We start from the raw sequence: 26,246 nt of genomic DNA on the forward strand, positions 1-26,246 counted from the left end.
GCCGCGGCTTGCTCCGCGGCGTTTTTGTTTGCATTGGAGACAAGGCAAGGCTTCCCTCGTCCTGGCGCGTAGATATCGCCCAACAGCAGATCCCAGATACTCCCGAGGATGATGGCTCAACGTCTGCGGGAAAAACGGTGAACCGCTTTATCCGCCGTATTTGATTTTTATGATTCAGCTTTCAGCCGCGCATTGCAGAGGCTGTAGTAACCGCCGCCTTTCTGGATCCAGCGAAGGCCGTTCAACGTACCCGCTTCCTTGTTGTTGTGGTAACCCTGCAGGCAGGTCTTCATCCGGGCCTTAGCGGGCTTTTCGGTCTTGAACTCGGCGGCGAGGGTGGTTGGGAATGTCACGCCCGCCGGCGCTACCGTGGGGACGACCGCCGCGCTGGTTTCCGTTTTCTGCTGCTCCGCGGATGTGACCGGATCCGGGCTGACGCTCTCCGCGGCGGACGTCGCGCATTTCTCCTTGCGGAAAGCGGCCCAGTCCATGCCGTTCAAAGTGCCGCCTTCCTTGGCCGCCCGATAGGTCTCGCTGCATTCCTTCATCGTCAGCGCGCTCGCAGGTGAGGCGTTCCAAGCGACCAATGCCGTCACAGCCAACGCCGCCAATTTCAAACTGAACATTGAGACCCTCCTGATTGATGATAAGTTTGACATCTTTTTGTATACTGTTTGTTCCCTATATGTTCAACCGGAATCTTTGCGAGCTGCCGACAAAACCTGGCGATGGGCAGTGTGGGCAAATCGACGATGCCGACAGTCCCGCCATATGCAGATGCGAGCAAGGCCGCGGGCGTCTTCGCCCGCAACAAAAGGCCCGCGCATCTTGCGACGCGCGGGCCTTTTCCCTTCGAATAATTAGGCGATCAGCTCTTCAGCTTGGCGTTGCAGAGGCTGTAGAAGCCGCCGCCTTTCTGGATCCACTTCAGGCCGTTCAGCGTGTTGGCATCCTTGTTGGCATAGTACTGCTCGAGGCAGGTATGCATGCGGCCCTTGGCCGGGGTCTCGTTGGCGAATTTCGGCGAGATGGCGGCCGGGAAAGTGACGCCCTTCGGAGCGGTCACAGTCGGCTTGGCCGGTTCCTTCGTGAAAGTCGCCTCAGTCGGCGCAGGCACGGTGTCGTCATCGTCGGCACCTGCGCCGCATTCGGCCTTGCGGAAGTCGTTCCACTTCATGCCGTTCAGCTTGTTGGCGGTCTTCGCAGCCTGGTACTTGGTGCTGCACTCGGCCATGGTCAGGCCCTTGCCGCCATCGGCAGCGGCGGTCGAGGTCTTGGTCGTCGTGGCGGTTTTGGTGGCGGGGGCGGTGGCAGCCGCAGCGGTTGCGCCAGGGCCGCACTCGGCCTTGCGGAAGTCGTTCCACTTCATGCCGTTGAGCGTGCCGGCGGATTTTGCAGCCTGGTATTTGGTGCTGCACTCCTTGGAGCTCAGGCCCTTGGCCGCGTCGTCGGCAGCGGCGGCCGCCTTCGTCTTCTTGGCGGGCTTGGTGTCGGCGGCCTTCGTATCGGTCGCGGCCTTGGTGTCGGTCGCGGCCTTGGTGTCGGTCGCGGTGGCGTCGCTGCCGCACTGGGCCTTGCGGAACTGGTTCCAGGTCTGGCCGGCGAGCGTTCCCGCATCCTTGGCCGCGTTATACTTGGTGCTGCACTCGGCCATGGTCAGCGCGTTGGCCGGCGCCGCCAGGAACAAGGTTGCGACGGCGATACCCGTCAAAGCTGCAAGTCTATGAATAAGCATGGCGTTTTCTCCCTTGCTGCCGCCAATAAGTGTCCCTATGCCAAATCAATAGCTCTCAATGTCCGGTTGCGCCAGATGCTTCCGGCACAGGCGCTCTCACAAAGTGTGTTATTCGCGATAAGGTGATGAATTGCCTGCCGGTTTGCCGCCAGCCAGGCTTTGCCGGGAACAGGGCGCCGACAAGCCTCGCACCGGCAGGTATAGCGCCGCCACGTCAAAGGTGGTGACAGGCTGTCGAATCGCTTGCATCGCCCGCTACAATGTTTTTCTAAGAATTGGTAATATACAATCACGAAATTTGATGATCGGATGCGGCCCAATTTGTGGCAAAACGGGCGGCTGAAAAACCGACGGGGACTTTGAGACACATGGCAGGTCAGTATTTCGGCACCGACGGTATCCGCGGACGCGCCAACAAATTTCCGATGACGGCCGAGGTCGCCATGCGCGTCGGCATGGCCGCCGGGCTCTCCTTCCAGCGCGGCAATCATCGCCATCGCGTCGTGCTCGGCAAGGACACGCGGCTTTCCGGCTACATGATCGAGAACGCCATGGTGGCGGGCCTGTGCGCCGCCGGCATGGACGTGTTCCTGCTCGGCCCCATACCGACGCCCGCGGTCGCCATGCTGGTGCGCTCGCTGCGCGCCGACATCGGGGTGATGATCTCGGCCTCGCACAATCCTTACTACGACAACGGCATCAAGCTGTTCGGTCCCGACGGCTACAAGCTTTCCGACGAGATCGAGGAACGCATCGAAGGCATGCTCGACAAGGACATCGAGCTGGCGCTCGCCGATTCCGATGGGCTCGGCCGCGCCAAGCGCGTCGACGGCGTGCATGACCGCTATATCGAATTCGCCAAGCGCACGCTGCCGCGCTCGATGTCGCTTTCTGGGCTGAGGATCGTCGTCGACTGCGCCAACGGCGCGTCCTACAAGGTGGCGCCCGAGGCGCTGTGGGAGCTCGGCGCCGAGGTGGTGGCGATCAATGTCGAGCCGAACGGCTTCAACATCAACAAGGAGTGCGGCTCGACCCATCCGGCCGGCCTGCAGAAGAAGGTGCACGAGGTGCGCGCCGATATCGGCATCGCGCTCGACGGCGATGCCGACCGGGTGGTGATCGTCGACGAGAACGGCACCATCGTCGACGGCGACCAGATCATGGCCTTGATCGCCGAGTCCTGGCACCAGAGCGGGCGGTTGGCCGGCGGCGGCGTCGTCTCCACCGTAATGTCCAATCTCGGGCTGGAACGCTTTCTTGGCGACATGAAGCTGCAGCTGCACCGCACCAAGGTCGGCGACCGCTATGTGGTCGAGCACATGCGCGCGCATGGCTTGAATGTCGGCGGCGAGCAGTCCGGCCATATCGTGCTGTCCGATTTCTCGACCACCGGCGACGGCCTGGTCTCGGCGCTGCAGGTGCTGGCCTGCATCAAGCGGCAGAACCGGCCGGTCAGCGAATTGTCGAAGAAGTTCGAGCCGGTGCCGCAGCTTCTGAAGAATGTCCGCATCTCCGGCGGCAAGCCGCTGGAGGAAGCTCCGGTCAAGGCGGCCATCGAGGATGCGCGCAACCGGCTTGGCAAAGCCGGCCGCCTGGTGATCCGTCCCTCCGGCACCGAGCCGCTCATCCGGGTCATGGCCGAGGGCGATGATCCGCAGCTGGTCGAAGCGGTCGTCAACGATATCGTCGGCATCCTGCAGGACACCCGCAGCGCCGCCTGAACGCCGTCCCGCAGTTCCTCTAAGTCGGCAAGCCCGCCGCTAGGCGGGCTTTTTGTCGCCGGGCGGGCAGATCGGACAACGGCGTTCGCTCTAAAATTGTATAGATTCGTGGTTAATCGGTACGGTTAAACGGCTTTTAACCTTTGCAATTCATTATCCAAACCCGAGGTCAATCATCTTCGGGCGATGTCGTCCCGAGGCTTCTTAGGGGTGACAGAATGTTCAAGACAGCAAGAATGGCATTGCTTGCCGCGCTGTTCGCGGGGATAGCCGGACCGGCTCTCGCCGCCGACCTCGCGGAACCGCAAATCGAAGAAGCTCCACCGCCGGTAGTCGAACCGCAGCCGATTGATGTCGGCGGCTGGTATATCCGTGGCGACATCGACTATCACAAGTCGACTTTGCGTGGCATCGACTACATTACGTACGGACCGCCGCCCGGCACCAACGATTTCGATTTCGGCAAGCTGAAGGGTGGCTTCTCGCTAGGCGGCGGTGTCGGCTACAAAGTCAACGACTACTTCCGTACCGATCTGACTGCCGACTATTGGTTCAAATCGAACTTCAACGGCCAGACCTCGGACCTCACCACGACATCAACCGAAGTGTCGAGGATGAGCGCCCTGCTGCTGCTCGCCAACGCCTATGTGGATATTGGCACCTGGCACGGCATCACGCCTTACGTCGGCGCCGGCATCGGCGGCGCGCACATCAAGTGGGACACGGTCCACGATCCGAACACCACCGAGACCAATCCGGGGTCATCCAACTGGCGCTTCGCCTACGCTCTCATGGCGGGCGCTTCCTACTGCCTGACCGACAGGGTGATCCTCGATGCAGGCTATCGCTTCACCCACATCCAGGGCGGCCGCATGTTCGAGTTCGATTCGACCAGCTCCGGGCCGGGGTTCGATCATGGCATAAACACGCATGAAGTGCGCGGCGGCCTGCGCTACCAGTTCGGCGGCAACAATGGCTGCGCCGCACCAGTGGTCGCCTATCAGCCGGAGCCGGAGCCGATCTACACCAAGTAATCGCCTTCATTATCCCGAAATTCGTCAGCCGCCCGGCGCCAGCCGGGCGGCTTTTGTTATGCAACGCCGACAAATATTGATCGAAATCAATTCGGTAACCGACTGTTATCCTTAACTGCCACTTAACCACTATGGTTAACAATGGCTCCTTGAAACGGCGCTCGCGTTCGCGGCTGGCGCCAATTTCAGGAGCCGGGGACCATGATATCCAGATCGCGTATCGCGTCAGCGCTTGCCGCAATCATCCTGTTGCCGATGACGCCGGCGCTCGCAGCCGACTACGATCCGCCGATCTATGTCGACCAGGCGCCGGACTACCAGCCGGTCGAGGTCGGCTCGGGTTGGTATCTGCGCGGCGATGTCGGTTATGCCTTCAACAAGCCTTATGACTTTTCGGAAACCCCAGCGGGCCTCTCCACCAAAAACAGTCCATTGTCCGGTTCGATAGGCATGGGCTACCATTTCAACGACTATTTCCGCGGTGAACTGAATTTCGGTCTGCTGCCGACCAGCAAGTTCGCTAGCAGTTTCCAAACCACCTGCGATGGAACGCAGACGGTAAGCGTTACCGACGCCAGCGGCACAAGCGTGTTCGCCGGCCCAAGCACCCGTGGCTGCGAAGGCTCCAACAACGGCAACAACAAGGCCTATGATGTCATGGCGAGCGCGTTTGTCGATCTAGGCACTTATGTCGGCATAACGCCCTATGTCGGAGGCGGCATTGGCCTTGCATATAGCTCCTACCGATTTGCCCAAGGCGATCGCAACTGCGTGGATTCGTCCACGACGGTGGGCTCAACCACGACGATCTTCGAATGCGACGATCCGAGCGGCTACAAAGGTTCTGCGCAGTCGGAGAAGCAGTTCAGCCTGACATACATGCTAGGCGCCGGTTTTGCCTATCAGGTCAGCAAGAATGTCGCGGTCGATGTCGGCTATCAATATGTCGCGTTGCCCTCTGCGAAGTATGTGGTGTCGGATAATGCCGGCGACCCTATTTTCAAGAAAGGCCTCGACTACCACCAGGTCAAGCTCGGGCTGCGCTACGATCTCTGGTAGGCGCTGTGAATGCATGAGAACGACCACGGCGGATCTTTTGGGTCCGCCGTTCGCGTTTGAGGTCACGAGAGTTTGATCGGTATCGCCAGTATCCCGACAGCGACAAAAACTTTGCTCTTGACGCCGGAAGCGTGAGCGCATATCGCCGTCCGTGGGCCACCCCTCCCCAACGAGGGGCCACTATCTGGAAGGATAGACCACGATGACGACGCTTACCAAGCCCGGACTCCGTCCGGCAAACCCCAATTTCTCTTCAGGTCCCTGCGCAAAACGCCCCGGCTGGTCGGTCGAGGCGCTCAAAGCCGCCGCGCTTGGGCGCTCCCACCGCGCCAAGATCGGCAAGGCGAAGCTCGAGCAGGCTATCGAGCTGACGCGCGAAATCCTCAAGGTTCCCACAGACTATCGCATCGGCATCGTGCCGGCGTCGGACACCGGCGCGGTCGAGATGGCGCTCTGGTCGCTGCTTGGCGAGCGCGGCGTCGACATGGTTGCCTGGGAAAGTTTTGGCTCCGGCTGGGTGACGGATGTCGTCAAGCAGCTCAAGCTCGCGGATGTTCGCAAGTTCGAGGCCGGCTACGGCGAACTGCCCGACCTGACGCAGGTCGATTTCGACCGCGACGTCGTCTTCACCTGGAACGGCACGACCTCGGGCGTGCGCGTGCCGAATGGCGATTTCATTCCCGCGAGCCGCAAGGGCCTGACCATTTGCGACGCGACATCGGCCGCCTTCGCGCAAAGGCTCGATTTCGAAAAGCTCGATGTCGTCACCTTTTCCTGGCAGAAGGTGCTGGGCGGCGAGGGCGCGCATGGCATGCTGATCCTGTCGCCCCGCGCTGTCGAGCGGCTGGAGACCTACAAGCCGGCCTGGCCGCTGCCGAAAATCTTCCGCCTGACCTCGGGCGGCAAGCTGATCGAGGGCATCTTCAAGGGCGAGACCATCAACACGCCGTCGATGCTGTGCGTGGAGGATTATCTCGATGCGCTCCGCTGGGCGAAGTCGATCGGCGGCCTGGAAGCGTTGATCGCGCGCGCGGACGCGAATGCCGCGGTGCTCGACCGGTTCGCTGAGAAGTCGACGTGGCTCGGCCACCTCGCCGTCGATCCGGCGACGCGCTCGAACACGTCAGTGTGCCTCTCCTTCACCGACGCGCAAGTGGCGGCGCTCGATGCCGACGGCCAGGCGGCCTTCGCCAAGGGGATCGTGTCCGCGCTCGACAAGGAAGGCGTCGCCTACGACATCGGCTCCTACCGCGATGCCCCGCCCGGCCTGCGCATCTGGTGCGGCGCCACCGTCGAGACCGCCGATCTCGAAGCGCTGCTGCCCTGGCTCGACTGGGCCTTCGCCACGCAGAAGGCGTCGCTCAAGGCAGCGGCCTGAGTTTCATGGCGGCCCGCGGGCCGCCAGTTCCCGACACATTCCATTCCCACCTCAAGGAGGCCGCAATGGCGCCCCGCGTTCTCGTTTCGGATAAACTTTCCACCACCGCCGTGCAGATCTTCAAGGATCGCGGCATCGACGTCGACTATCTGCCCGATCTCGGCAAGGACAAGGAAAAGCTCGCCGAGGTGATCGGCCAGTATGACGGCCTCGCCATCCGCTCGGCGACCAAGGTCACCGAGAAGCTGATCAATGCGGCAACCAGGCTCAAGGTCGTCGGCCGCGCCGGTATCGGCGTCGACAATGTCGACATCCCGGCCGCCAGCCGCAGGGGCATCATCGTGATGAACACGCCCTTCGGCAATTCGATCACCACGGCCGAGCATGCGGTGGCGATGATCTTCGCGCTGGCGCGGCAGATACCGGAAGCCAATGCCTCGACCCATTCCGGCAAGTGGGAAAAGAACCGCTTCATGGGTGTCGAGATCACCAGCAAGACGCTGGGCGTGATCGGCTGCGGCAATATCGGCTCGATCGTCGCCACGCGCGGCGTCGGGCTGAAGATGCATGTGATCGCTTTCGATCCGTTCCTGTCGGACAGCCGCGCCGAGGAGCTCGGCGTTCAGAAAGTCGAACTCGACGAGCTCTTCGCCCGCGCCGACTTCATCACGCTGCACACGCCGCTGACCGACAAGACGCGCAACATCATCGATGCGGCGGCGATCGCCAAGATGAAGGACGGCGTGCGCATCATCAATTGCGCCCGCGGCGGATTGGTCGTCGAGGCGGACCTGGTCGCGGCGCTGAAGAGCGGCAAGGTGGCCGGGGCCGGCATCGACGTGTTCGAGGTCGAGCCGGCCGAGAACAACCCGCTGTTCGGCATGGAGAATGTCGTGGCAACGCCGCATCTCGGCGCCTCTACCACCGAGGCGCAGGAGAATGTCGCGCTGCAGGTTGCAGAGCAGATGAGCGACTACCTGATCAAGGGCGCGGTCTCCAACGCCATCAACATGCCTTCGATCACAGCCGAGGAGGCGCCGCGGCTGAAACCCTTCGTCAAGCTTGCCGAAGTGCTCGGCGCCTTTGTCGGCCAAGTCACCGAGGATCCGATCAAGGAGGTCGAGATCCTGTTCGACGGCTCGACCGCGACGATGAACACGCGCGCGCTGGTGAGCGCTGCCCTTGCAGGCCTCATCCGGCCGCAGGTCTCCGACGTCAACATGGTGTCGGCGCCGATCATGGTGAAGGAGCGCGGCATCATCGTCGCCGAGGTCAAGCGCGACAAGTCGGGCGTGTTCGACGGCTATATCAAGCTCACCGTCAAGACCGAGCATATGACGCGCTCGATCGCCGGCACCTGCTTCTCCGACCACAAGCCGCGCTTCATCCAGATCAAGGGCATCAATCTCGATGCCGAGGTCGGCCAGCACATGCTCTACACCACCAATGCCGACGCGCCCGGCATCATCGGCCTGCTTGGCACCGTGTGCGGCGAGAACGGCGTCAACATCGCCAACTTCCAGCTCGGCCGCAACCGACCGGGCGGCGATGCGATAGCGCTGCTCTATCTCGATGCGCCCTTCCCGGAAAGTGTGCTGGAGCAGGTACGCGCGCACAAGTCGATCGACTCGGCAAAGCGGCTGCGCTTCGACGTCGGCAGCGAGTAACGTCCGGACGTGAAAACGCCCCGCTTGCATCAGCAGGCGGGGCATTCATGAGGTGGCTGTCACCCGATGGCCGCTTGCCGGGAAGTTGAGATATTCACCCCGTCTGCAGCGCTGCTCGGCTGCCGCTGTACTCGGCAAGCGCAATGCCGCCGAGGACAAGCGCCAGCGCGAAGGCCTGATACGCCTGAAACTGCTCGCCGACGATCAGCACCGAAAGCAACGTGCCGAAGATCGGCACCAGATTGATGAACAGGCCGGCGCGGTTGGCGCCGATCAATTCGTTGCCCTTGATGTAGAGGACCTGCGAGACGACCGAAGCGCCAAGCGCCGTGTAGAGCGTGAGCGCCCAGCCACGCGCGTCCGGCACGATGACGCGGCCAGACGCGACCTCCCAGACGAAGAAGGGCAGGGAGACCAGCAGCGCGGCGATCGACAGCGCCAGCATGAAACTTTGCCAGCGGATTGCCGGCCTGAGGCGCAGTCCCACCGAATAGAGGCTGTAGCAAAGCACCGCCACAAGCATGATGGCGTCGCCGAAATTGAGCTCGAGCTTCAGCAACTGGCCGAGGTCGCCATGACTTGCCGTCAGCGCGACGCCGGCGATGGTGAGCACGACGCCGACGATCTGCAGAGGCTGCACGCGCAGCCTGAACAGCACGAAATTGGCAAGAATGATGACGATCGGGATGGCTGCCTGCTCGATCGAGACATTGATGGCGGTCGTGTAGTTGAGCGCGGTGTAGAAGATGACGTTGAAGATGGTGAAGCCGCAAGCGCCGAGCCCGGCAAGCAGCCTCCAGTGCCTGCGCACTTCGGGCCAATCCTCACGCAGCGTCCGCCAGCCGATGGGCAGCAGGATCAGCACCGCCATCACCCAGCGCAGGAACACCAGCGTCATCGGCGAGACATGGCCGACGGCAAGCTTGCCCGCCACCGAATTGCCGCCCCACAAGAGCATGGTCGACAGAAGGAACAGATAGGCGGCTCGGTGCATGGAGGTTCCGGCCCTGCGGGTGCTCGAGGGTTCGGCCCGGCCTAGAGTGGCGGCGGCGGCAAGTAAATGATGCGAAAGCCGGAATTTGTTGTGCCTGGACCAGGTTGACGTCTCGGCGTTGGCGTCATTTTGATCCAAGTCCTTGAGGGGCATGGTCACTTGCTGAAGCCGGTTCCGCTTTTTGGGTTCGCCGACCTTCGGTTGGGGTCATGCTCCAACGATGGTTTCGGCGGCAAAGAAAGGGTCGCGCCAGCCTCCGCTTGACGCTATAGAGGCCTGTCGTTTCAGGCCGCCCGCGCGGCATTTCAAGGGAAAAGAACATGGCCAATGTGGTGGTCGTCGGCTCGCAATGGGGTGACGAAGGCAAGGGCAAGATCGTCGACTGGCTGTCGGAACGGGCCGATGTGGTCGTGCGCTTCCAGGGCGGCCACAATGCCGGCCACACGCTGGTCGTCGACGGCAAGGTTTACAAGCTGTCGCTGCTGCCGTCCGGCGTGGTCAGGCAGGGCAAGCTTTCGATCATCGGCAACGGCGTGGTGTTCGATCCGCATGCCTTCGTCGCCGAAGCCAAGAAGCTCAAGGAGCAGGGCGTGGAGGTCACGCCGGAACGCCTGAAAATAGCCGAAAACACCGCGCTTATCCTGTCCCTGCACCGGGAGCTGGACGGATTGCGCGAAGACGCCGCCTCAAATTCAGGAACCAAGATTGGCACGACACGACGCGGCATCGGCCCCGCCTATGAGGACAAGGTGGGCCGGCGCGCGGTGCGGGTGATGGACTTGGCGGATCTGGAAACGCTGCCCTTGAAGGTCGACAGGCTGCTGACGCATCACAATGCGCTGCGCCGCGGGCTCGGTCATGCGGAAGCGACGCATGAGGCGATCATGCAGGAGCTGACCTCGGTGGCCGCCGAGATCCTGCCTTACATGGACCGCGTCTGGAAGGTGCTCGACGACAGGCGCCGCGCCGGCGAACGCATCCTGTTCGAGGGCGCGCAGGGCACGCTGCTCGACATCGACCACGGCACCTATCCGTTCGTCACCTCGTCCAACACCGTGGCCGGGCAGGCCGCCGCCGGTTCGGGCGTAGGCCCCGGCGTCATCGGCTATGTGCTTGGCATCACCAAGGCCTATACGACGCGCGTCGGCGAAGGGCCGTTCCCGACCGAGCAGAAGAATGAGATCGGCGAGTTCCTCGGCACGCGCGGCCACGAGTTCGGCGTCGTCACCGGCCGCAAGCGCCGCTGCGGCTGGTTCGACGCCGTGCTGGTGCGCCAGGCCGTCGCCGTCAACGGCATCAAGGGCATCGCTCTCACCAAGCTCGACGTGCTCGACGGGCTCGACGAGATCAAGGTCTGCACGGGCTATCGCCTCGACGGCGAGACGATCGATTACCTGCCGGCCAGCCAGGGCGCGCAAGCGCGGGTCGAGCCCGTTTACGAGACGCTCGAAGGCTGGAAGGGAACCACGGCCGGCGCCAGAAGCTGGAACGATTTGCCGGCGCAAGCCGTCAAATATGTCCGCCATATCGAGGAGCTGATCGGTGCCCCCGTGGCGTTGCTCTCCACCAGCCCCGAGCGGGACGACACAATACTTGTGACCGACCCGTTTCAAGACTAGTTTCACAGCCCTTCCCGGCGCTATGGCTGATTTGCGGTCGGCGGGAAAAGAATGCAGGTCACCTGACGCATGGCAGATTTCGTTAGTGTTCTGAAAAAGCAGCTCGACAAGAAGGCCGACCCTTCGTTCGAGATGCGCAAGCAGATATACGACGGCGCCCGCGCCGTGCTGGCAAAGAAACTGGCCGAGTATTCCCCGCCGCTTGCGCCCGATGTCGTCAGCAAGCAGAAGCGCTCGCTGGAAGACGCCATTTCCAGTGTCGAGCGCGAGTATGTCAAACGCGTTCCGGCTGAGGATCCGCTGGCGGAGCTGGAGCATATTTTCTCCTCCATCGACCGCAACAAGAACCAGCCGAGCCATTCCCGCCAGCCGGCGGCGCCGGAACCCGCCAAGCCGGATCCGTTCAAGTCCGAGCCGTTCAGGCCGTCGCCCGCGCCCGCCAGGACCGAACCCAGCTGGCAAGGCGGGCCGAAGGCGGAACCCCCGCGGCAAACCCCTGCGAAGGACGAGCCAGCCTGGCAGAACACGGCAAGGACCGAGCCGAACTGGCAGACCGCGCCAAAGGCGGAGCCAGCCTGGCAGAAGGCGCCGCCGCCGATGCCGTCGCCGCGCGAGGACGATGTAGGCCTGGCGGGCATGGACGATGCCAATGACGGCAGCGATGTCTTTGCCAATGACGAGCAGCCGGCGGCCGATACCTTCCAGCGCCTGCGGCCACAGCCGCAAAAGCGCAAGCGCAGCTATGGTGGCTTGATCGCCGCCGTCGTCGCGCTCCTGGTGCTGGCCGGCGGCGGCTACGGCATATGGCTGAACAAGAATGCGTTCGGGTCGCTCTTCGGCCTTGGCGGCGGTGGCAGCAAGACGGCCTCGACAGAGCCGCTGGTCAAGCCGGCTCCGGCCAAGCCGGCGACGGAGACGGCGGCCGCGCCGGCTGCGTCCGGCACCGGCGAGGCGGCCGACACCAACAAGTTCACGCAACGCCTGACGCCCGAGGGCAAGGAGACGGATCCCGGCCCGGCCGGCGGACAGCCCACGATCGGCGAAGGCGAATCCGTCGCGGCGCTGACCTCGCGGCCGCCGGCTACGCCGGCGACGACCCCGCCTGCTCCGGTCACGCCTGCTCCGGCCACGCCGACGCCTGAGACGCCTGCGGCCGGAGCGCCGGCGACCGACGCGGCCAATCCAACGCCGCCCGCAGCCGGAACCACGCCGCCGGCGGCTAACGCGGCAACCCCGCCCGCGGCCGGCGCCACGCCGCCTGCGGCAGCGACAACGCCGCCGCCCGCGGGCACGACACCGGCTGCGCCGGCGCCTGCGACCGCCGAGGCAACCGTGCCGGTCGGGCAGAAGGCGATCTTCTATGAGGAGCGCACCAGCACGCAGCAGGGTACGGCCGAGCCCGGCAGCATCGTCTGGTCGCTTGTGCAGGAATCGCCCGGCGGCGACCTGCCGCCGGAACCGGCGATCCGCGCCGAGGCGACGATCCCGGGCAAGAATATCCAGCTGCGCATGACGATCCGGCGCAACACCGACCAGACACTGCCCGCCAGCCACATAATCGAGATGATCTTCCTGACGCCGGAAGGGTTCGATGGCGGCGGCGTCGACAACATCCTGCGCATCGCCATGAAGAGTTCCGAACAGGATGCCGGCAGCCCGCTGATCGGCATCCCGGCCAAGATCGCCGACGGCTTCTTCCTCGTCGCGCTCAACGACACCAAGGCCGACGAGGACGCCAACCTGACGCTGCTGAGAGGCCAGGCCTGGATCGACGTGCCAGTAGTCTACAAGACCGGACGCCGCGCCCTGCTCACCATGGAAAAGGGCATCCCCGGCGAGAAGGTTTTTGACGAGGCGCTGAAGGCCTGGGCGGCGAAGACATCGGGGTGATGGCAGCGGCGGTTTTAAGCCGCCGCTCAGAAGCCCTGAAACAGCATGTCGAGAGCGGCGACGATCTCGTCATGATGCCTGCCAAGGTTTCCTTCTGCCGCCCGCAATTCGGAAGCCGTCACAGCCGAAATGAACTGAGTGACCATAACGTGTTCCTTGCCATCGATCCTGAAGATCGGGTTCAGCCTGCGTGCCGGCAGCGGTGCGATGTTGGGGGGCAGAAGGGGAACGACGACGTTGGTATCGAGCTGTTCTAGTATGTCGGACTGGACATCGAGGAGATAACCGTCGCTTCCCGTGCTTCGGTAGAAATCGTAGCGAGCCATCAAAACAGCCGGTACTTGGCCAAAGGCAGACCGTTACGCTTGACGTATTCGTTAGAGCTTTCGAGCGCTTCCTTGTTCTCCTCCTGCCAGCGACGGATCTTCTCGGCAGAAATTGCCTTGGCGATTCCTTGCTCGGCGGCGCGGGACATATTGATACCCAATGCCTTGGCCTCCTCGATCAATCTCGAATCGATCGAGGTGTTTACCGATTTGCGTTGCGGTTTCGCAGTTGATTGGAGCACGGCAGCCTCTCTATTCCATGCGCATAATATAAGCGCATAGAACGTGCAGGCAAGCCTACCCTTCCATCTCTTCGCGTAGCATCTCCAGTTCCAGCCACTCTTCCTCGAGTGCCGCCAGCGTCGTGCGCTCCTTGTCGAGCGCGGCGATAGTCTTCTGGAACGAGGCGGGGTCGCGCTCGTAGAAGGAGGGGTCGGCGATGTTGTTCTCCAGTCGCGAGATCGAGGCCGTCACCGCTTCGATCTTCTTAGGGAGCGAATCCAGTGCGAATTTCTGCTTGAACGAGAGCTTTTTCGCGGCGCCTTTGGGCGCCGCCGGTTCGGCTTTCGGTCCAGCCTCGCTCGCCTCGGTCTTGGACCTTGCCTTGCGGTCTTCCAGCCTGGAGCCGCCGCGCTGCGCCAGCATGTCGGAATAGCCGCCGGCATATTCGATCCAGCGGCCGCCGCCGTCCGGCGCGATCACGCTGGTGACGGTGCGGTCAAGGAAGTCGCGGTCGTGGCTGACCAGTATCACGGTTCCGGCAAAGCCCGCGACAAGCTCCTGCAGCAGCTCCAGCGTCTCCATGTCGAGATCGTTGGTCGGTTCGTCCAGCACCAGAAGGTTCGCCGGCCGGGCCAGCACGCGGGCCAAAAGCAGCCGCGCGCGTTCGCCGCCGGAAAGCTCGCGCACCGGCGTGCGGGCCTGCTCCGGCTTGAACAGGAAATCCTTCATGTAGGAGACGACATGACGCTGCTCGCCATTGACGACAAGGTTCTCGCCGCGTCCGTCGGTGAGGTAATGCGCCAGCGTCTCCTGCGGATCGACGGCCTCGCGCTTCTGATCGAGCGTCGCAATCTCGAGATTGACGCCGAGCCGCACGGTGCCGGCGTCCGGCGCCAGCTCGCCGGTCAGCATCTTCAACAATGTCGTCTTGCCGGCGCCGTTCGGGCCGACCAGGCCGACGCGGTCGCCGCGCTGGATGCGGGTCGAGAACCCCTTGACCACGGTGAGATCGCCAAAGCTCTTGTCGATGTTCCTGGCCTCGATCACCAGCTTGCCGGACTCGGCGGCGTCGCTGGCCACCATCGTCGCGGTGCCCTCTGCGCCGCGATGGCTGCGGAAGCGCTGGCGCATGGTTTGCAACTCGCCGAGGCGGCGCATGTTGCGCTTGCGCCTGGCGGTCACGCCATAGCGCAGCCAATGTTCCTCGCGCACGATCTGGCGGCCGAGCTTGTGCTGATCGCGCTCTTCCTCTTCCAGCACCTGGTCGCGCCATTCCTCGAAATGCGCAAAGCCCTTGTCCAGCCGCCGCGTCTGGCCGCGGTCCAGCCAGACAGTGGCGCGCGTGACGCGCTCGAGAAACCGGCGGTCATGCGAGATCAGGATCACCGCGGAGGAGGTGCGGGCGAGCTCTTCTTCCAGCCATTCAATCACCGAAAGGTCGAGATGGTTGGTCGGCTCGTCGAGGAGCAGAATGTCGGGTTCCGGTGCCATGACGCGGGCAAGGGCGGCGCGGCGCGCCTCGCCGCCGGACAGGTCGTTCGGCCGCTCCTCGCCGGTCAGGCCAAGATGGTCCATCAGATAGGTGGCGCGATGCGGATCGTCGGCCGGGCCAAGGCTCGCCTCGACATAGGCGCGCACGTCGGCGAAGCCGTCCATGTCCGGCATCTGCGGCAGATAGCGGACCGTGGCCGAAGGCTGGCGGAACACCTCGCCATCCTGCGGCTCGATCATCCCGGCGGCGATCTTGAGCAGCGTCGACTTGCCCGAGCCGTTGCGCCCGACCAGCGCGATCTTCTCGCCGGCGGATGCGCTGAGCGCCGCGCCGTCGAGCAGCGGGGTGCCGCCGAAAGTCAGTTTAATGTCGTCGAGGTTGAGGAGTGGCGGCGCCATGTCAACTTTCTGGAAGAGGATAGGGGTGGGCCAGAAGCAGGGCCCGGCCGCGCTCCAGCGCGATGCCAAGCTGCCCTTTGACCTCATTTGATATAGTGAGCGAGGAACCGAACGCCACCTCGACGCGGTCGAGAGGCCATTTGGCGCCGGTGACCGTCAGGCCGGACAGGTCGGAAAAGCCGAGCACCGAAAACAAGGTGCCGTCGTCATAGTCGAAGCTGGCCTTGCCGCGCAGGATGGGAGCGCCTTCCTGCGCGCCGCTGGTCAGCAGCACGGTCGTGCCAGCCTCGGCCAGCCGCACGGCCAGCGCCAGATGCAGGAAGGCATGGTCGGCGCGCTTGCCGCCGAAGGCGCCGGCCAGCACGAGGCTGGTGGCGCCACGCTGAAGCGCTTCCGCTATGGCGAGCTCGCCATCGGTCATGTCCTTCTCGGCCGGAAAGACTTTTCGCGGCACGGCGGCGAGATCATCCGGCAGGTTCGCCGGCACCGAGTCGAAATCGCCGACCCAAAGTTCGGGGACAAGTCCAAGCATGCGGGCATGGCCGATGCCGGCATCGGCGGCGATGACGCGCGAGCCAGCGATCTGGCGTTCGAGCCGGGGCGTGCGGATAAGCTCGCCGGCAAGCAGGATGGTGAATGTGCCCATGGCCGTCGCCCTTACCAGCCCGTCGGGCGAAACGGAAGCGGGATGCCGTGCGCTTCGGCTGCGAGGCTACCGGCGAACATTAGCTGCCCGGCAAACTTCCGCTTGCGCGCTGCTTCGGCGGGGCCTATCTGTCGAAACGCTCTAACGGGGTGCCGGACGTGATCCGGCTGAGAGGCGATCAAGCCAACCCGCTGAACCTGATCCGGTTTGTACCGGCGGAGGGATTAGACGTTTCGGACGATCCGGCGCCTCAATTCCTTGTCACTCGAACGAAGGAGGCGCCGATATGCGCGCAATACTGTCCCATCTCATTCTCGCAACCGGCTTAGTTTCGCTTCTGGCGGGCGTCGCGCCTGCCGCTGCGAAGGACAAGCTCACCGTCTATACCTATGAAAGCTTTACCGCCGATTGGGGTCCCGGCCCGGCGGTGAAGAAGGAATTCGAGGCCGAATGCGGCTGCGATCTCGAATTCGTCTCGGTGGCCGACGGCGTGGCGCTCCTCAACCGCGTCAAGCTCGAAGGCGCCGGCACCAAGGCCGACATCGTGCTCGGCCTCGACACCAATCTCACCGCCGACGCCAAGGCGAGCGGACTGTTCGTGCCGCATGGCGAAGTCTCCGCCATCGACGTGCCTGGAGGCTGGAGCGACGACACTTTCGTGCCTTTCGACTACGGCTATTTCGCCGTCGTCTATGACACGCAGAAGCTTAAAGTCCCGCCGAAGAGCCTGAAGGAACTGGTCGAAGGCGCCGGCACGGACAAGATCGTCATCCAGGATCCGCGCACCTCGACGCCGGGCCTCGGCCTGCTCTTGTGGGTGAAATCGGTCTATGGCGACAAGGCGCCGGAAGCCTGGGCCAAGCTGAAATCGAAAGTGCTGACGGTGACGCCGGGCTGGAGCGAGGCCTATGGCCTGTTCACCAAGGGCGAGGCGCCAATGGTGCTTTCCTACACCACCTCGCCGGCCTACCACATGGTGGCCGAGAACACCGAGCGCTACCAGGCCGCCTCGTTCGAGGAAGGCGAATACCTGCAGATCGAGGTTGCCGGCATCACCACGACGGGCGCGAAGAACCCGCTGGCGCAAAAGTTCATCGCCTTCATGACCGGACCGAAATTCCAGGATGTCATTCCGGAAACCAACTGGATGTTCCCGGCCGGCAAGACCGACAAGCCGCTCAACCCGGCCTTCGACAAACTGGTGAAGCCGACCAAGACCTTGCTGTTCAGCCCGCAGGAGGTCGCCGCCAACCGCAAGGCGTGGGTGGATGAGTGGCTGGCGGTGATGAGCAAGTAGGATCGCTATTCGCGCAAGATGATCGCTCTACGGCGCCCCCCTCTGTCCTGCCGGACATCTCCCCCACAGGGGGGGAAATTGGCCGTCATCGGCGGTTTCGCCAACTGGCGACGTTGCAGTGATGAGCGAGGGGCGGGCGCTGCTGATCTCCCCCCTTGTGGGGGAGATGTCCGGCAGGACAGAGGGGGGCGCGAAGGAACACGGCGTTTGCTGAATTCCACCAAGGTGCAACGTGCAAGCCGCCGTGCACCCTGACTCCCGCGTCACCGCCGGCGTCGTCGCGCTGGCGGCCATCGCCCTCCTCATCGGCGGTGCCTTCGCCGGCCTCGCCGTCGAAGGCGCGCACGATCTCTCCGGCGCTGCCGCCGCCTTCGACAATTATCTCCTGCGCGTCGCCCGCTTCACGCTGTGGCAGGCGGCTCTCTCGACGCTGCTGTCGGTCGCGCCGGCGCTGCTCGTGGCGCGCGCTTTGTCGAGGCATCCGGCCTTTCCAGGTCGCGGCCTGATCCTGCAATTGTTCACCCTGCCGCTGGCCTTACCGGCGATCGTCGCCGCGCTCGGCATTCTGGCGCTCTACGGTCGGGTCGGATATTTAGCCGGCGTCCTCGCCAGACTTGGCGGTGCGGATTGGCCGGGGATCTACGGCCTCTCCGGCATCCTTGTCGCTCATGTCTTCTTCAACCTGCCCTTGGCGACGCGCCTGTTCCTCGAGGCGCTGGGCACCGTTCCCGCCGACCAGTGGCGGCTGGCGAGCCAGCTCGGCATGGGTGCCTGGCCGGCCTTCCGGCTGATCGAATGGCCGGTGCTGCGCGCGGCCCTGCCGGGGATTGCCGGGTTGGTCTTCATGCTCTGCATCACCTCCTTCACCATCGTGCTGACGCTCGGCGGCAGTCCGGCCGCGACGACACTGGAAGTGGCCATCTACCAGGCGCTGCGCTTCGATTTCGATCCTACGCGGGCCGTAACACTGACGTTTCTCCAGATCGCGCTCACCTTCGTCGTGGTCGCAGCACTCACGCGGCTCGGCGCCAACACGGTCGGTGATGCCAATCTGCCGGTGGCGCCGCGCCGCTACCTTTCGGCGGGCCGGATCGAAAGCGCGCTGAATGCCGGCCTCATCATGCTTGCCCTGCTGTTCGTCGCCGGACCGATGCTGGCGACCGTGCTTTCAGGTCTGGGGACGGATCTCGGACGGTTGGCCGGTGAAGCGGCGGTGCGCCGCGCCACCTTCACCAGCGCCGGCTTTGCCCTGCTTGCGGCGCTTCTCAGCGTGACGCTGTCGCTGGCGCTGATCGCGGCACGGCGCGCGCTGGCCCTACGGCGCCGGGCAGGCGGGGCCATGGGCCTGCTCGAACATGCCGCCGACACCGGCGCCGGCTTCGTGCTCGTCGTGCCGCCGATCGTGCTTGGCGCCGGCTGGTTTCTGGCGCTGCGCCACGTCACCGATGTCTTTGCCATCGCGCCGGTCATGGTCGTCGCCGTCAACGCAGTGATGGCGATGCCCTTCGCCATTCGCGCCGTTCGCCCGGCCTATGACGCGGCGAGCGAGCGCCACGAGCGGCTTTGCCTTGCGCTCGGCATAACCGGCTGGAACCGACTCAGCCTGATAGACTGGCCGTCGCTGAGGCGGCCCTTGGCCACCGGCTTCGCCTTCGCCATGGCGCTGTCGCTCGGCGATCTCGGCGTGATCGCGCTGTTCGGCAGCGATTCCGTGCAGACCTTGCCCTATCTGCTTTTGGCGCGCATGAGCAGCTACAGGACAGCCGACGCCGCGGGACTTGCCTTGCTGCTCGGCCTCGTCTGCCTGATGCTGGTGGTCGCGGCCGACTGGCTGGGGCGGGAAGGAAAGTCATGACGACCATCGACGGCACCGCCGCGCAAAAGGGCCTCGCCGTCGCGCTGGATGGCGTCTCGTTCAGCTATGGCGAATCCTCCTTCCGCTTCGACGCCGAATTCGCGGCCGGCAGGATCACCGCCATCATGGGGCCGAGCGGCTCCGGCAAGTCGACGCTGCTCAATCTGATAGCCGGCTTCGAAGCGCCTGATGCGGGTAAGGTCCTGATCGGCGGCGTCGATCTCGGAAACACGCCGCCTTCGGCGCGGCCGGTGTCGATGGTGTTCCAGGAAAACAATTTGTTTGCGCATCTTTCCGTCGAAGCCAATGTCGGGCTCGGCCGCTCGCCGTCGCTGAAACTCGGCGACGCCGATCGCGCCGAGGTCGCCGAGGCGCTGGCGCGGGTTGGTCTTGCCGGCAAGGAAAAGCGGCTGCCGCGCGAGCTGTCCGGCGGCGAGCGGCAGCGCGTGGCGCTGGCGCGCGTGCTGCTGCGCGACCGGCCCGTTTTGCTGCTCGACGAACCTTTCGCGTCGCTCGGCCCGGCGCTGCGCGACGATATGCTGGATCTTGTGGCTGGCATTCATGCCGAGCGCGAAATGACGGTGTTGTTCGTGACGCATCAGCCGGAAGATGCGCGCCGCGTCGGGCAGGACGTGGCATTTCTCGACGAAGGCACGATCGCGGCAGCCGGGCCCGCCGAGGATTTCTTCGATCGGTCTGGACCGGATGCGTTCCGGCGCTATATCGGCGATCGAGGCGGCACCGTTGCCGGATCACAACATGTTGCCCGGAAGCGGACATAATTTATGGCCAAACCGGCAATGGGCGATCCGGCGTTTGCTTGCCTTGTCCGGGGGAGTATGGCTAGGTCCGGCCATGCTGGTCCGGCTGGACCGTGATTTGCCGAAAGATTTGGAAGGAAGCCGACCTGTCGAGCGGCGCTGAGAAGGTGTGGATGAAGCCGCTGGCACGATTTCTCGCGCTGGCGAGCGTCGCCTTGCTGGCGAGCTGCCAGATGTTCACGCCGCCGGACGTGCAGGAGAGCGGCTTCCAACCTTCCGACAAGCCGATCACCGTCGACAATGTCGTGGCCAACGCCAAGCTCGCAGAGATGGCGAAGGCGCAGCACCCGCGGATTCTCGCCACCTATGGCGGCGAATATTCCGACCCAAAGCTCGAACGCATGGTGGCCAAGGTCGTCGGCAATCTGACGGTGGTGTCGGCCAACCCGACCCAGACCTATCGCATAACCATCCTCAATTCGCCCAACGTCAACGCCTTCGCGCTGCCGGGCGGCTATCTCTATGTGACGCGGGGCCTGCTGGCGCTGGCCAACGATTCCTCCGAGCTTGCCGCCGTCATCGCGCATGAGATGGGGCACGTCACCGCGAATCACGGCCTGCAGCGGCAGCAGCTCGAAGCGGAGGAGGGCCTGGCGACCAAGGTGGTCTCCGATGTGCTCGGCGACAGCCCGACCGCCAAGGCGGCGCTGATCCGCGGCAAGCTCAGGCTCGCGCAATTCTCGCGCAACCAGGAACTGCAGGCCGACGCCATCGGCATCAAGTCGATCGGCGAGGCGGGCTATGATCCCTATGCCGCCGGCCGCTTCCTGCAGTCGATGTCGGCCTATACGGATTTCCGCTCGGTGAGCGGCGCCACAGACGCCAGCCTCGACTTCCTGGCGACGCACCCGAACACGCCGCAGCGTATCGAGCTGGCGCAGCGCCTCGCGCGCAATTTCGGCCCGCCCGGCGTCGGCACGCGCGACCGCGACGCATTTCTGGCCGGCATAGACGGCCTGCTTTACGGCGACACGCCGGAAGAAGGCTATGTGCGCGGCCAGACCTTCATGCATCCCAATCTCGGCGTCTCGTTCACCGTGCCGGACGGCTTTGTCATCGACAATTCGGCGGCCGCCGTGACCGCGACCGGGCCGGGCGACATCGCCATCCGCTTCGACGGCGTGGCGATCGACAAGTCCGTGTCGCTCACCGATTACATCCGCAGCGGCTGGGTCGCGGGGCTGGAAGACGCCAGCGTGCGCCAGGACACGATCAACGGCAACGATGCGGCGACGGCCCATGCCAGCGCGCAAGGCTGGCAGTTCGACATCGCGGTGATCCGGGCCGGTGGGCAGGTCTACAGGCTGCTGACGGCCGCGCCCTCGGCCAGCACTTCGCTGGACCCTGTGGCGCGCTCGGTCAGCGGCTCCTTCCGCGTGCTGAGCCCGGCCGAGAAGGCGGCGCTGAAGCCGCTGCATATCAGGGTCATTACCGTCCAGGCCGGCCAGACTATGGGCTCGCTCGCCGCGCAGATGGTCGGCGTCGATCGCAAGCTCGATCTGTTCCGCGTGCTCAACGCCATGTCGCCGGGCGCGACTGTGTCGTCCGGCGACAAGGTCAAGATCGTCACCGACAAATAAGACCGACACCCCGCTTTCCGGCGGCCGCTTGATGGTGACGGCGTTTCGTTGAATCGCCATCACGATCCTTGTTGGAGCATGATGTCGTCCGAAACCGGTTCCCACTTATCGGGATCATGCTCTCTCGACGCTGCCGTTCGGCTGGCTGCGTCCACGCCATCGATGCTGCTATCTGATCCCGTCAGAGCCGCCGGTGCTGCCAGTATCAGTGCCGCCGGAATCAGTGCTGCCGGTGCTGCCAGTGTCGGTGCTGCCGGAGTCAGTGCTGCCGGGACTGCCAGTGTCGGTGCTGCCGGAGTCAGTGCTGCCGGTGCTGCCAGTGTCGGTGCTGCCGGAGTCGGTGCTGCCGGTGCTGTCACCGTCGGTGCTGCCGCTGTCAGATCCGCCGCCGCGGGGCTCGGGGTGATCGCCGCCATTGCCACGCCAAGATGCTGATCCGGTGCCGTTCGGTATGCGCTTGGCCGGTATCTTGGTGACCGGTGGCGGCGCTTTTGGCGCGGGGGTACGGACCACCTTTATCTTCGTGACCACTTTGGTCACCACCTTGGGCTTGCACACCGGGACCGTCTTTTCGCTTCGCTTGGGTGAGAGACCGAGAATGGCCATCGAATAAGCCTCCTGCCGGTCGATGCCGGCTCGGAGGAAAGCCAAGGCGCGGGCCGGGTCGGCGGGTACGCCGTTGCGGCCTTCCTTGAAGATCACCGCAAGGTCCTTGGTGGCATCGACATGCCCCATCGCCGCTGCCTGGAGCAGCAGGTCCAGTCCCTTGCCGGTGTCGCGCTGGACGCCGACACCGTCGAACAAAGCGCGCCCCAAGGCAGTCATGCCGTAGGGATCTCCCTTGTCCGACGCCTGCGCATAGAGGCTGTTGGCTTTGGTCAAATCCGGAGCCGCGCTCATTCCGGATGCGGCGATGTAGCCGAGCTCGTACACGGCACGGACGTGCCCCTTATCGGCCGCCTCCTGGATCACATTCCTCGCTTCGTCAAGCCGGCCCGACGCCAGCAGTGCCCGCCCCAACTCGTAGCGGAAGCGCGCAATGTCAGGATAGGACTTCACCGCCGCCTCGCAAGCTTCGACAGCTCCGCCGCCGATCTCGTTCGGCAAGCGGCCCGAGACAACGCCCTGCAGGTCGAGCGGCTCGCCGGCGGCTTGGTCGCAAGGGTCGACGCTCGGCGAGAGTTGCATCGTCGACCGCTTCGCGGCGCTGCCCGCGCGGATCTCGATGCCGACTTCGACGGGCGCGACCGAGCCTATCTGCGGCTCGTAGCGCAGTTTGTCGACCTCGGCGGCCGTCAGGCTCGATTGCGGCGAAAGGACACGATCGGGCAGGGACAGCGTGCCGGCCGCCGGGTAGCTCGCAAGCTTAAGGCTGATAGAGGCATCCTTGGCCGGAAACTCCAGTTTCAGCGGAACCGGACCGACGCCGAGCGGGACACGGATGTCGAGACTTCCAATCGCTTCGGCGGCATCGGCGACTTGGATTCCGCGCTCCGCCACCTGCTCGTTCTGTTGCGTATCGGGTGACGGCGCTGGTTGCTCCGCCCCGCGCATCAGCACGACGTCGTCGATCAGCGAGGAGTTCTCCCATGGAACCTGCTTGCCGTTGGTGGCCTTGACCACGTCGCGGCGGACGGCCGCCATCACCGAGCGTATCTCCTGGTCCGGCGCCAGCGCACGGCGGGAGAAGGACGACGAAAACGGGCTGAGGTCGCCGGACCCGTCATAGGCGACCGCCCCCGGCTCGGTGGCAAAGGCAATCAGCGTGTTCTGCGAACCCGTTACCTGCGCAAGGCCGCCGCCGCCGGCGACGATCAACTGATCGCGCAGCCAATAGTCCTTGCGCGGGAAAGGATCGTTGCGACAGGCGTCGAGGATGATCATCTGGACTTTCGATCTCGATCGCAGCTGCCGCAATATGTCGTCGACCTTGATGGCCTGGACCTCCATGTCGGCCGCATCTTTCAGCGACGCGTCGACCGGGATCAGGAAATTCTCTCCGCCGATCTGGAAGCCGTGCCCCGAATAATGGACAACCGCCAGATCGGCGCCGTCCGCCGCCGCCAGATAGTTGCGGAACCGCTCTTCGAACTGAAGCTTGGTCAGGTCCTTGGCGGCGAACACCTCGAAGCCGGCCAGCCGGAATGTCCTCGACACGTTCTCCGCGTCCTTGTCCGGGTTCTTGAGCGTCGGGATTTCGCGGTATTGCGAATTGCCGATCACAAGGGCAACCCTTCGCTCGGCATGCGCTTGAAACGTCGTGAGACCCACGAGGATCAAGAGTGCAATCAGCGCGCAGCATCGCAGCATGGCAAATCCCCCATGTGGTGTGATCTGGAGGAGTCAAAAAGCCGATTGCGGCGCAACAGTCTGTTAAAGAGCTCACAATCCTAGTTATCATCGAGGAAAAACGGCCCCGATGACGGCGTGTTATTCTTATCTTTGAGTTTGGTCCCGGACTGACTTCAGGCGGCTTCCGCCAGGAATTCAGGATTTTGCTTCACCAGCGCCAGCTTCAGCTTTTCCATGGCGCGCGCCTCGATCTGGCGGACGCGCTCCTTGGAGATGCCGAGCTGTTCGCCAAGCGATTCCAGCGTGGCGCCGTCATCGCTCAGCCTGCGCTCCTCGATGATGCGAAGCTCCCGGGCGTTGAGCGCGCCGAGCGCGCTCCGCAGCCAGATAGCGCGGCGCTGGACGTCGATCCTCTCGCCGACGATTTCGTCGGGAAGCGGGTCTTCGGAGACCAGGAAATCCATCCGCTCGGCGGCGCCGTTCTCGTCGGCCAAAGGCGCGTTGAGCGAGCTGTCGGGGGAAGACAGGCGCGAATCCATCATCGCCACGTCCGCCTCCGGCACGCCCAGCGCCGCCGAGACCTCGCGGTAGAGCGAGGCGTTGGAGAGCGGCTCGGCGCCGTTGGCGAGGCGCGCGCGCAGACGCCTGAGATTGAAGAACAGCGCCTTCTGCGCGGAACTGGTGCCGCCGCGTACGATCGACCAGTTGCGCAGGATGTAATCCTGCATCGAGGCGCGGATCCACCAGGTGGCATAGGTTGAGAAGCGTACTTCGCGCGCGGGTTCGAAACGGGCGGCCGCCTCCAGCAGGCCGACATGGCCCTCCTGAATCAGATCGCCGAGCGGCAGCCCGTAATGGCGGAATTTCGAGGCCATGGAGATCACAAGGCGCATATGAGCGACAGTGATCCTGTGCAGCGCGTGCTGGTCGTTCTCTTCCTTCCAACGAAGCGCAAGGACATGCTCCTCGTCGCGCTCGAGGTATGGAGCCTTCATTGCCGCCCGGACCAATGTCCGTCCTGCCGCGTCTTCGATCATGCCGGCTCCTTTTGCGACGATTGCGCGTATGGCGGTTGAAAAGATGCCGCCGCGCCCTACAACAGCCATGCAACGTGTCAGGCGCATGGATGGTTCCGCCGCCCGAGGGGGCAGATGGTGCCGGCGGAAACGTTCTGTTATCTACCGGGAAGGCCTTCTGGCGAATTCTCGGCGGTTTAGAGAATCAGATTTCTGGCAGAGCCGATTTTTGAAATCTGGTTCCTTATTTTGCTGCCTTCTATCTGCCAGTTTCCGGCTCGCACAATCGCGCCGGGACACCGGTCAAAACGGGATCACAGAAAAATGAAATGGCTCAAACCGCTTCTTATCGCCGGAACGCTGCAGGTTCTGGCGATCACCGCCGGCTATGCCGGCGCCAATCTCGACCAGATCAAGCAGGCCGGGGTGCTCAAGGTAGGCACTGAAGGCACCTATGCGCCCTTCACCTATCACGACGAATCCAACGCGCTGGTCGGCTTCGACGTCGAGATCGCCAAGGCCATCGGCGACAAGCTCGGCGTCAAGGTTCAATTCCTCGAAGGCAAGTGGGACGGCCTGATCGCCGGCCTCGACGCCAACCGCTACGACGCCGTCATCAACGAGGTCGGCATCACCGATGCGCGCAAGGCCAAGTATGATTTCTCCGATCCCTACATCGCCTCGAAGGCGGTGCTGATCGTGCGCGGCGACAACACCGACATCAAGACCTTCGCCGATCTCAAGGGCAAGAAGTCGGCGCAGTCGCTGACCTCCAATTTCGGCAAGCTCGCCGAGAAGAACGGCGCCGAGCTCGTCGGCACCGACGGGTTCGACCAGTCGATCCAGCTTCTGCTCACCGGCCGCGCCGACGCCACGATCAATGACAGCCTGTCCTTCCTCGATTTCAAGAAGCACAAGCCGGACGCCAATGTGAAGATCGCGGCGCAGGAAGAGAATGCCGATTATTCCGGCGTCATCGTGCGCAAGGGCGATCCGGAGCTGGTCGCGGCCATCAACAAGGCGCTGGCCGACATCAAGGCCGACGGCACCTACCAGAAGATCGCCGACAAGTATTTCGGCCAGGACGTTTCGAAGTAAGGCAATCGTCTCCTTGCTCGGATACCGGCGGGCCGTCTTCGACGGCCCGCTGTTTTTGCACGGCATTCATCGGGGTCGTCTTTGACGGCCCGCCGGTTTTTGCATG

21 protein-coding genes and 1 riboswitch are annotated in these 26,246 nt (G+C 64.0%); of the genes, 12 read left to right on the plus strand and 9 right to left on the minus strand.

All coding sequences use genetic code 11. The annotated features are described in order from the left end of the window. Window positions 1-167 precede the first annotated feature (167 nt). Window positions 168-626 (minus strand): hypothetical protein, encoded by a 459-nt coding sequence (locus tag LB552_RS17905; protein WP_224608853.1) that lies wholly within the window; start codon window positions 624-626, stop codon window positions 168-170. A gap of 242 nt (window positions 627-868) precedes the next feature. Continuing rightward, window positions 869-1,735 carry a hypothetical protein gene (locus tag LB552_RS17910; RefSeq protein WP_224602214.1) on the minus strand — a complete coding sequence of 289 codons (867 nt, stop codon included), beginning with the start codon at window positions 1,733-1,735 and terminating at the stop codon, window positions 869-871. A 368-nt stretch (window positions 1,736-2,103) separates the two neighbouring features. Between LB552_RS17910 and glmM the strand changes: the two genes are divergently transcribed. The 5 genes from glmM (at window position 2,104) to serA (ending at window position 8,594) form a co-directional block, all read left to right on the plus strand. Further along, window positions 2,104-3,456, plus strand: a complete 1,353-nt coding sequence (gene glmM, locus LB552_RS17915; protein ID WP_140841636.1) for a phosphoglucosamine mutase — start codon at window positions 2,104-2,106, stop codon at window positions 3,454-3,456. 218 nt (window positions 3,457-3,674) lie between these two features. Next, window positions 3,675-4,490, plus strand: coding sequence for an outer membrane protein (locus tag LB552_RS17920; RefSeq protein ID WP_140841634.1), 816 nt, complete (start codon window positions 3,675-3,677; stop codon window positions 4,488-4,490). 201 nt (window positions 4,491-4,691) lie between these two features. Then, entirely contained in the window at window positions 4,692-5,549 is an 858-nt protein-coding gene (locus LB552_RS17925) for an outer membrane protein (RefSeq protein ID WP_224608856.1), read from the plus strand. Between the two features lie 202 nt (window positions 5,550-5,751). Continuing rightward, window positions 5,752-6,927, plus strand: a complete 1,176-nt coding sequence (locus LB552_RS17930) for a phosphoserine transaminase (protein WP_224608857.1) — start codon at window positions 5,752-5,754, stop codon at window positions 6,925-6,927. Window positions 6,928-6,992: 65 nt separating this feature from the next. Next, window positions 6,993-8,594, plus strand: a complete 1,602-nt coding sequence (gene serA / locus LB552_RS17935) for a phosphoglycerate dehydrogenase (RefSeq protein WP_224608859.1) — start codon at window positions 6,993-6,995, stop codon at window positions 8,592-8,594. 94 nt (window positions 8,595-8,688) lie between these two features. Here the strand turns inward: serA and LB552_RS17940 are convergent, their stop codons facing one another. Continuing rightward, window positions 8,689-9,588, minus strand: coding sequence for a DMT family transporter (locus LB552_RS17940; RefSeq protein ID WP_224549297.1), 900 nt, complete (start codon window positions 9,586-9,588; stop codon window positions 8,689-8,691). A 320-nt stretch (window positions 9,589-9,908) separates the two neighbouring features. On the opposite strand from LB552_RS17940, the gene LB552_RS17945 reads away from it, so the two are divergent. Both LB552_RS17945 and LB552_RS17950 read left to right on the plus strand, forming a co-directional pair. Further along, the gene (locus LB552_RS17945; protein ID WP_224527997.1) at window positions 9,909-11,207 is read left to right on the plus strand and encodes an adenylosuccinate synthase; all 1,299 of its coding nucleotides are present in this window, start codon (window positions 9,909-9,911) and stop codon (window positions 11,205-11,207) included. Between the two features lie 69 nt (window positions 11,208-11,276). Then, window positions 11,277-13,097 carry a hypothetical protein gene (locus LB552_RS17950; protein WP_224608862.1) on the plus strand — a complete coding sequence of 607 codons (1,821 nt, stop codon included), beginning with the start codon at window positions 11,277-11,279 and terminating at the stop codon, window positions 13,095-13,097. Between the two features lie 26 nt (window positions 13,098-13,123). Here the strand turns inward: LB552_RS17950 and LB552_RS17955 are convergent, their stop codons facing one another. From LB552_RS17955 to LB552_RS17970, 4 genes are read right to left on the minus strand one after another with little or no spacing between them, the layout of a single operon-like run. Beyond that, on the minus strand, window positions 13,124-13,423 hold the full coding sequence (locus LB552_RS17955; RefSeq protein WP_095767294.1) for a CcdB family protein: 300 nt from the start codon (window positions 13,421-13,423) through the stop codon (window positions 13,124-13,126). Continuing rightward, complete coding sequence (locus LB552_RS17960) at window positions 13,423-13,665, minus strand: type II toxin-antitoxin system CcdA family antitoxin (protein WP_095767295.1); 243 nt, start codon at window positions 13,663-13,665, stop codon at window positions 13,423-13,425. Before LB552_RS17960 ends, LB552_RS17955 begins: the two co-directional genes overlap by 1 nt. 55 nt (window positions 13,666-13,720) lie before the next feature. Then, the gene (locus LB552_RS17965) at window positions 13,721-15,535 is read right to left on the minus strand and encodes an ABC-F family ATP-binding cassette domain-containing protein (protein ID WP_224608865.1); all 1,815 of its coding nucleotides are present in this window, start codon (window positions 15,533-15,535) and stop codon (window positions 13,721-13,723) included. A 1-nt stretch (window position 15,536) separates the two neighbouring features. Further along, window positions 15,537-16,181, minus strand: a complete 645-nt coding sequence (locus LB552_RS17970; protein ID WP_224602219.1) for a thiamine diphosphokinase — start codon at window positions 16,179-16,181, stop codon at window positions 15,537-15,539. 135 nt (window positions 16,182-16,316) lie between these two features. Then, a riboswitch (TPP riboswitch) is annotated at window positions 16,317-16,422 on the plus strand. A 45-nt stretch (window positions 16,423-16,467) separates the two neighbouring features. Here LB552_RS17970 and thiB point away from each other — a divergent pair. The 4 genes from thiB to LB552_RS17990 all read left to right on the plus strand — a co-directional run bounded on the left by thiB (window position 16,468) and on the right by LB552_RS17990 (window position 21,734). Then, window positions 16,468-17,478, plus strand: coding sequence for a thiamine ABC transporter substrate binding subunit (gene thiB / locus LB552_RS17975; protein WP_224602220.1), 1,011 nt, complete (start codon window positions 16,468-16,470; stop codon window positions 17,476-17,478). Between the two features lie 244 nt (window positions 17,479-17,722). Beyond that, complete coding sequence (thiP, locus tag LB552_RS17980; protein WP_224602222.1) at window positions 17,723-19,333, plus strand: thiamine/thiamine pyrophosphate ABC transporter permease; 1,611 nt, start codon at window positions 17,723-17,725, stop codon at window positions 19,331-19,333. Continuing rightward, window positions 19,330-20,115, plus strand: a complete 786-nt coding sequence (gene thiQ, locus LB552_RS17985) for a thiamine ABC transporter ATP-binding protein (RefSeq protein ID WP_224602223.1) — start codon at window positions 19,330-19,332, stop codon at window positions 20,113-20,115. The genes thiP and thiQ overlap by 4 nt, the downstream gene beginning before the upstream one ends. A gap of 152 nt (window positions 20,116-20,267) precedes the next feature. Continuing rightward, window positions 20,268-21,734 carry a M48 family metalloprotease gene (locus tag LB552_RS17990; protein WP_224602224.1) on the plus strand — a complete coding sequence of 489 codons (1,467 nt, stop codon included), beginning with the start codon at window positions 20,268-20,270 and terminating at the stop codon, window positions 21,732-21,734. A 168-nt stretch (window positions 21,735-21,902) separates the two neighbouring features. Here the strand turns inward: LB552_RS17990 and LB552_RS17995 are convergent, their stop codons facing one another. Continuing rightward, on the minus strand, window positions 21,903-24,044 hold the full coding sequence (locus LB552_RS17995) for a caspase family protein (RefSeq protein ID WP_224608870.1): 2,142 nt from the start codon (window positions 24,042-24,044) through the stop codon (window positions 21,903-21,905). Window positions 24,045-24,199: 155 nt separating this feature from the next. Beyond that, window positions 24,200-25,063, minus strand: coding sequence for an RNA polymerase factor sigma-32 (locus LB552_RS18000; protein WP_095767541.1), 864 nt, complete (start codon window positions 25,061-25,063; stop codon window positions 24,200-24,202). Window positions 25,064-25,366: 303 nt separating this feature from the next. Between LB552_RS18000 and LB552_RS18005 the strand changes: the two genes are divergently transcribed. Further along, window positions 25,367-26,140 (plus strand): amino acid ABC transporter substrate-binding protein, encoded by a 774-nt coding sequence (locus LB552_RS18005; protein WP_140544634.1) that lies wholly within the window; start codon window positions 25,367-25,369, stop codon window positions 26,138-26,140. Window positions 26,141-26,246: the final 106 nt, after the last annotated feature.

Source organism: Mesorhizobium sp. CA7, assembly GCF_020165015.1.
Lineage (GTDB): Bacteria > Pseudomonadota > Alphaproteobacteria > Rhizobiales > Rhizobiaceae > Mesorhizobium.

Excerpts from the sequence above, each read along its gene's own strand:
- LB552_RS17990 (WP_224602224.1), top strand. The coding sequence starts at position 20,268 with ATGAAGCCGCTGGCACGATTTCTCGCGCTGGCGAGCGTCGCCTTGCTG.
- LB552_RS17955 (WP_095767294.1), bottom strand. The coding sequence starts at position 13,423 with ATGGCTCGCTACGATTTCTACCGAAGCACGGGAAGCGACGGTTATCTC.
- thiQ (WP_224602223.1), top strand. The coding sequence starts at position 19,330 with ATGACGACCATCGACGGCACCGCCGCGCAAAAGGGCCTCGCCGTCGCG.
- LB552_RS17910 (WP_224602214.1), bottom strand. The coding sequence starts at position 1,735 with ATGCTTATTCATAGACTTGCAGCTTTGACGGGTATCGCCGTCGCAACC.
- LB552_RS17930 (WP_224608857.1), top strand. The coding sequence starts at position 5,752 with ATGACGACGCTTACCAAGCCCGGACTCCGTCCGGCAAACCCCAATTTC.
- LB552_RS17920 (WP_140841634.1), top strand. The coding sequence starts at position 3,675 with ATGTTCAAGACAGCAAGAATGGCATTGCTTGCCGCGCTGTTCGCGGGG.
- glmM (WP_140841636.1), top strand. The coding sequence starts at position 2,104 with ATGGCAGGTCAGTATTTCGGCACCGACGGTATCCGCGGACGCGCCAAC.
- thiB (WP_224602220.1), top strand. The coding sequence starts at position 16,468 with ATGCGCGCAATACTGTCCCATCTCATTCTCGCAACCGGCTTAGTTTCG.
- LB552_RS17965 (WP_224608865.1), bottom strand. The coding sequence starts at position 15,535 with ATGGCGCCGCCACTCCTCAACCTCGACGACATTAAACTGACTTTCGGC.
- LB552_RS17995 (WP_224608870.1), bottom strand. The coding sequence starts at position 24,044 with ATGCTGCGATGCTGCGCGCTGATTGCACTCTTGATCCTCGTGGGTCTC.
- LB552_RS17970 (WP_224602219.1), bottom strand. The coding sequence starts at position 16,181 with ATGGGCACATTCACCATCCTGCTTGCCGGCGAGCTTATCCGCACGCCC.
- LB552_RS18000 (WP_095767541.1), bottom strand. The coding sequence starts at position 25,063 with ATGATCGAAGACGCGGCAGGACGGACATTGGTCCGGGCGGCAATGAAG.
- LB552_RS17950 (WP_224608862.1), top strand. The coding sequence starts at position 11,277 with ATGGCAGATTTCGTTAGTGTTCTGAAAAAGCAGCTCGACAAGAAGGCC.
- LB552_RS17925 (WP_224608856.1), top strand. The coding sequence starts at position 4,692 with ATGATATCCAGATCGCGTATCGCGTCAGCGCTTGCCGCAATCATCCTG.
- LB552_RS17945 (WP_224527997.1), top strand. The coding sequence starts at position 9,909 with ATGGCCAATGTGGTGGTCGTCGGCTCGCAATGGGGTGACGAAGGCAAG.
- LB552_RS17940 (WP_224549297.1), bottom strand. The coding sequence starts at position 9,588 with ATGCACCGAGCCGCCTATCTGTTCCTTCTGTCGACCATGCTCTTGTGG.
- LB552_RS17905 (WP_224608853.1), bottom strand. The coding sequence starts at position 626 with ATGTTCAGTTTGAAATTGGCGGCGTTGGCTGTGACGGCATTGGTCGCT.
- serA (WP_224608859.1), top strand. The coding sequence starts at position 6,993 with ATGGCGCCCCGCGTTCTCGTTTCGGATAAACTTTCCACCACCGCCGTG.
- LB552_RS18005 (WP_140544634.1), top strand. The coding sequence starts at position 25,367 with ATGAAATGGCTCAAACCGCTTCTTATCGCCGGAACGCTGCAGGTTCTG.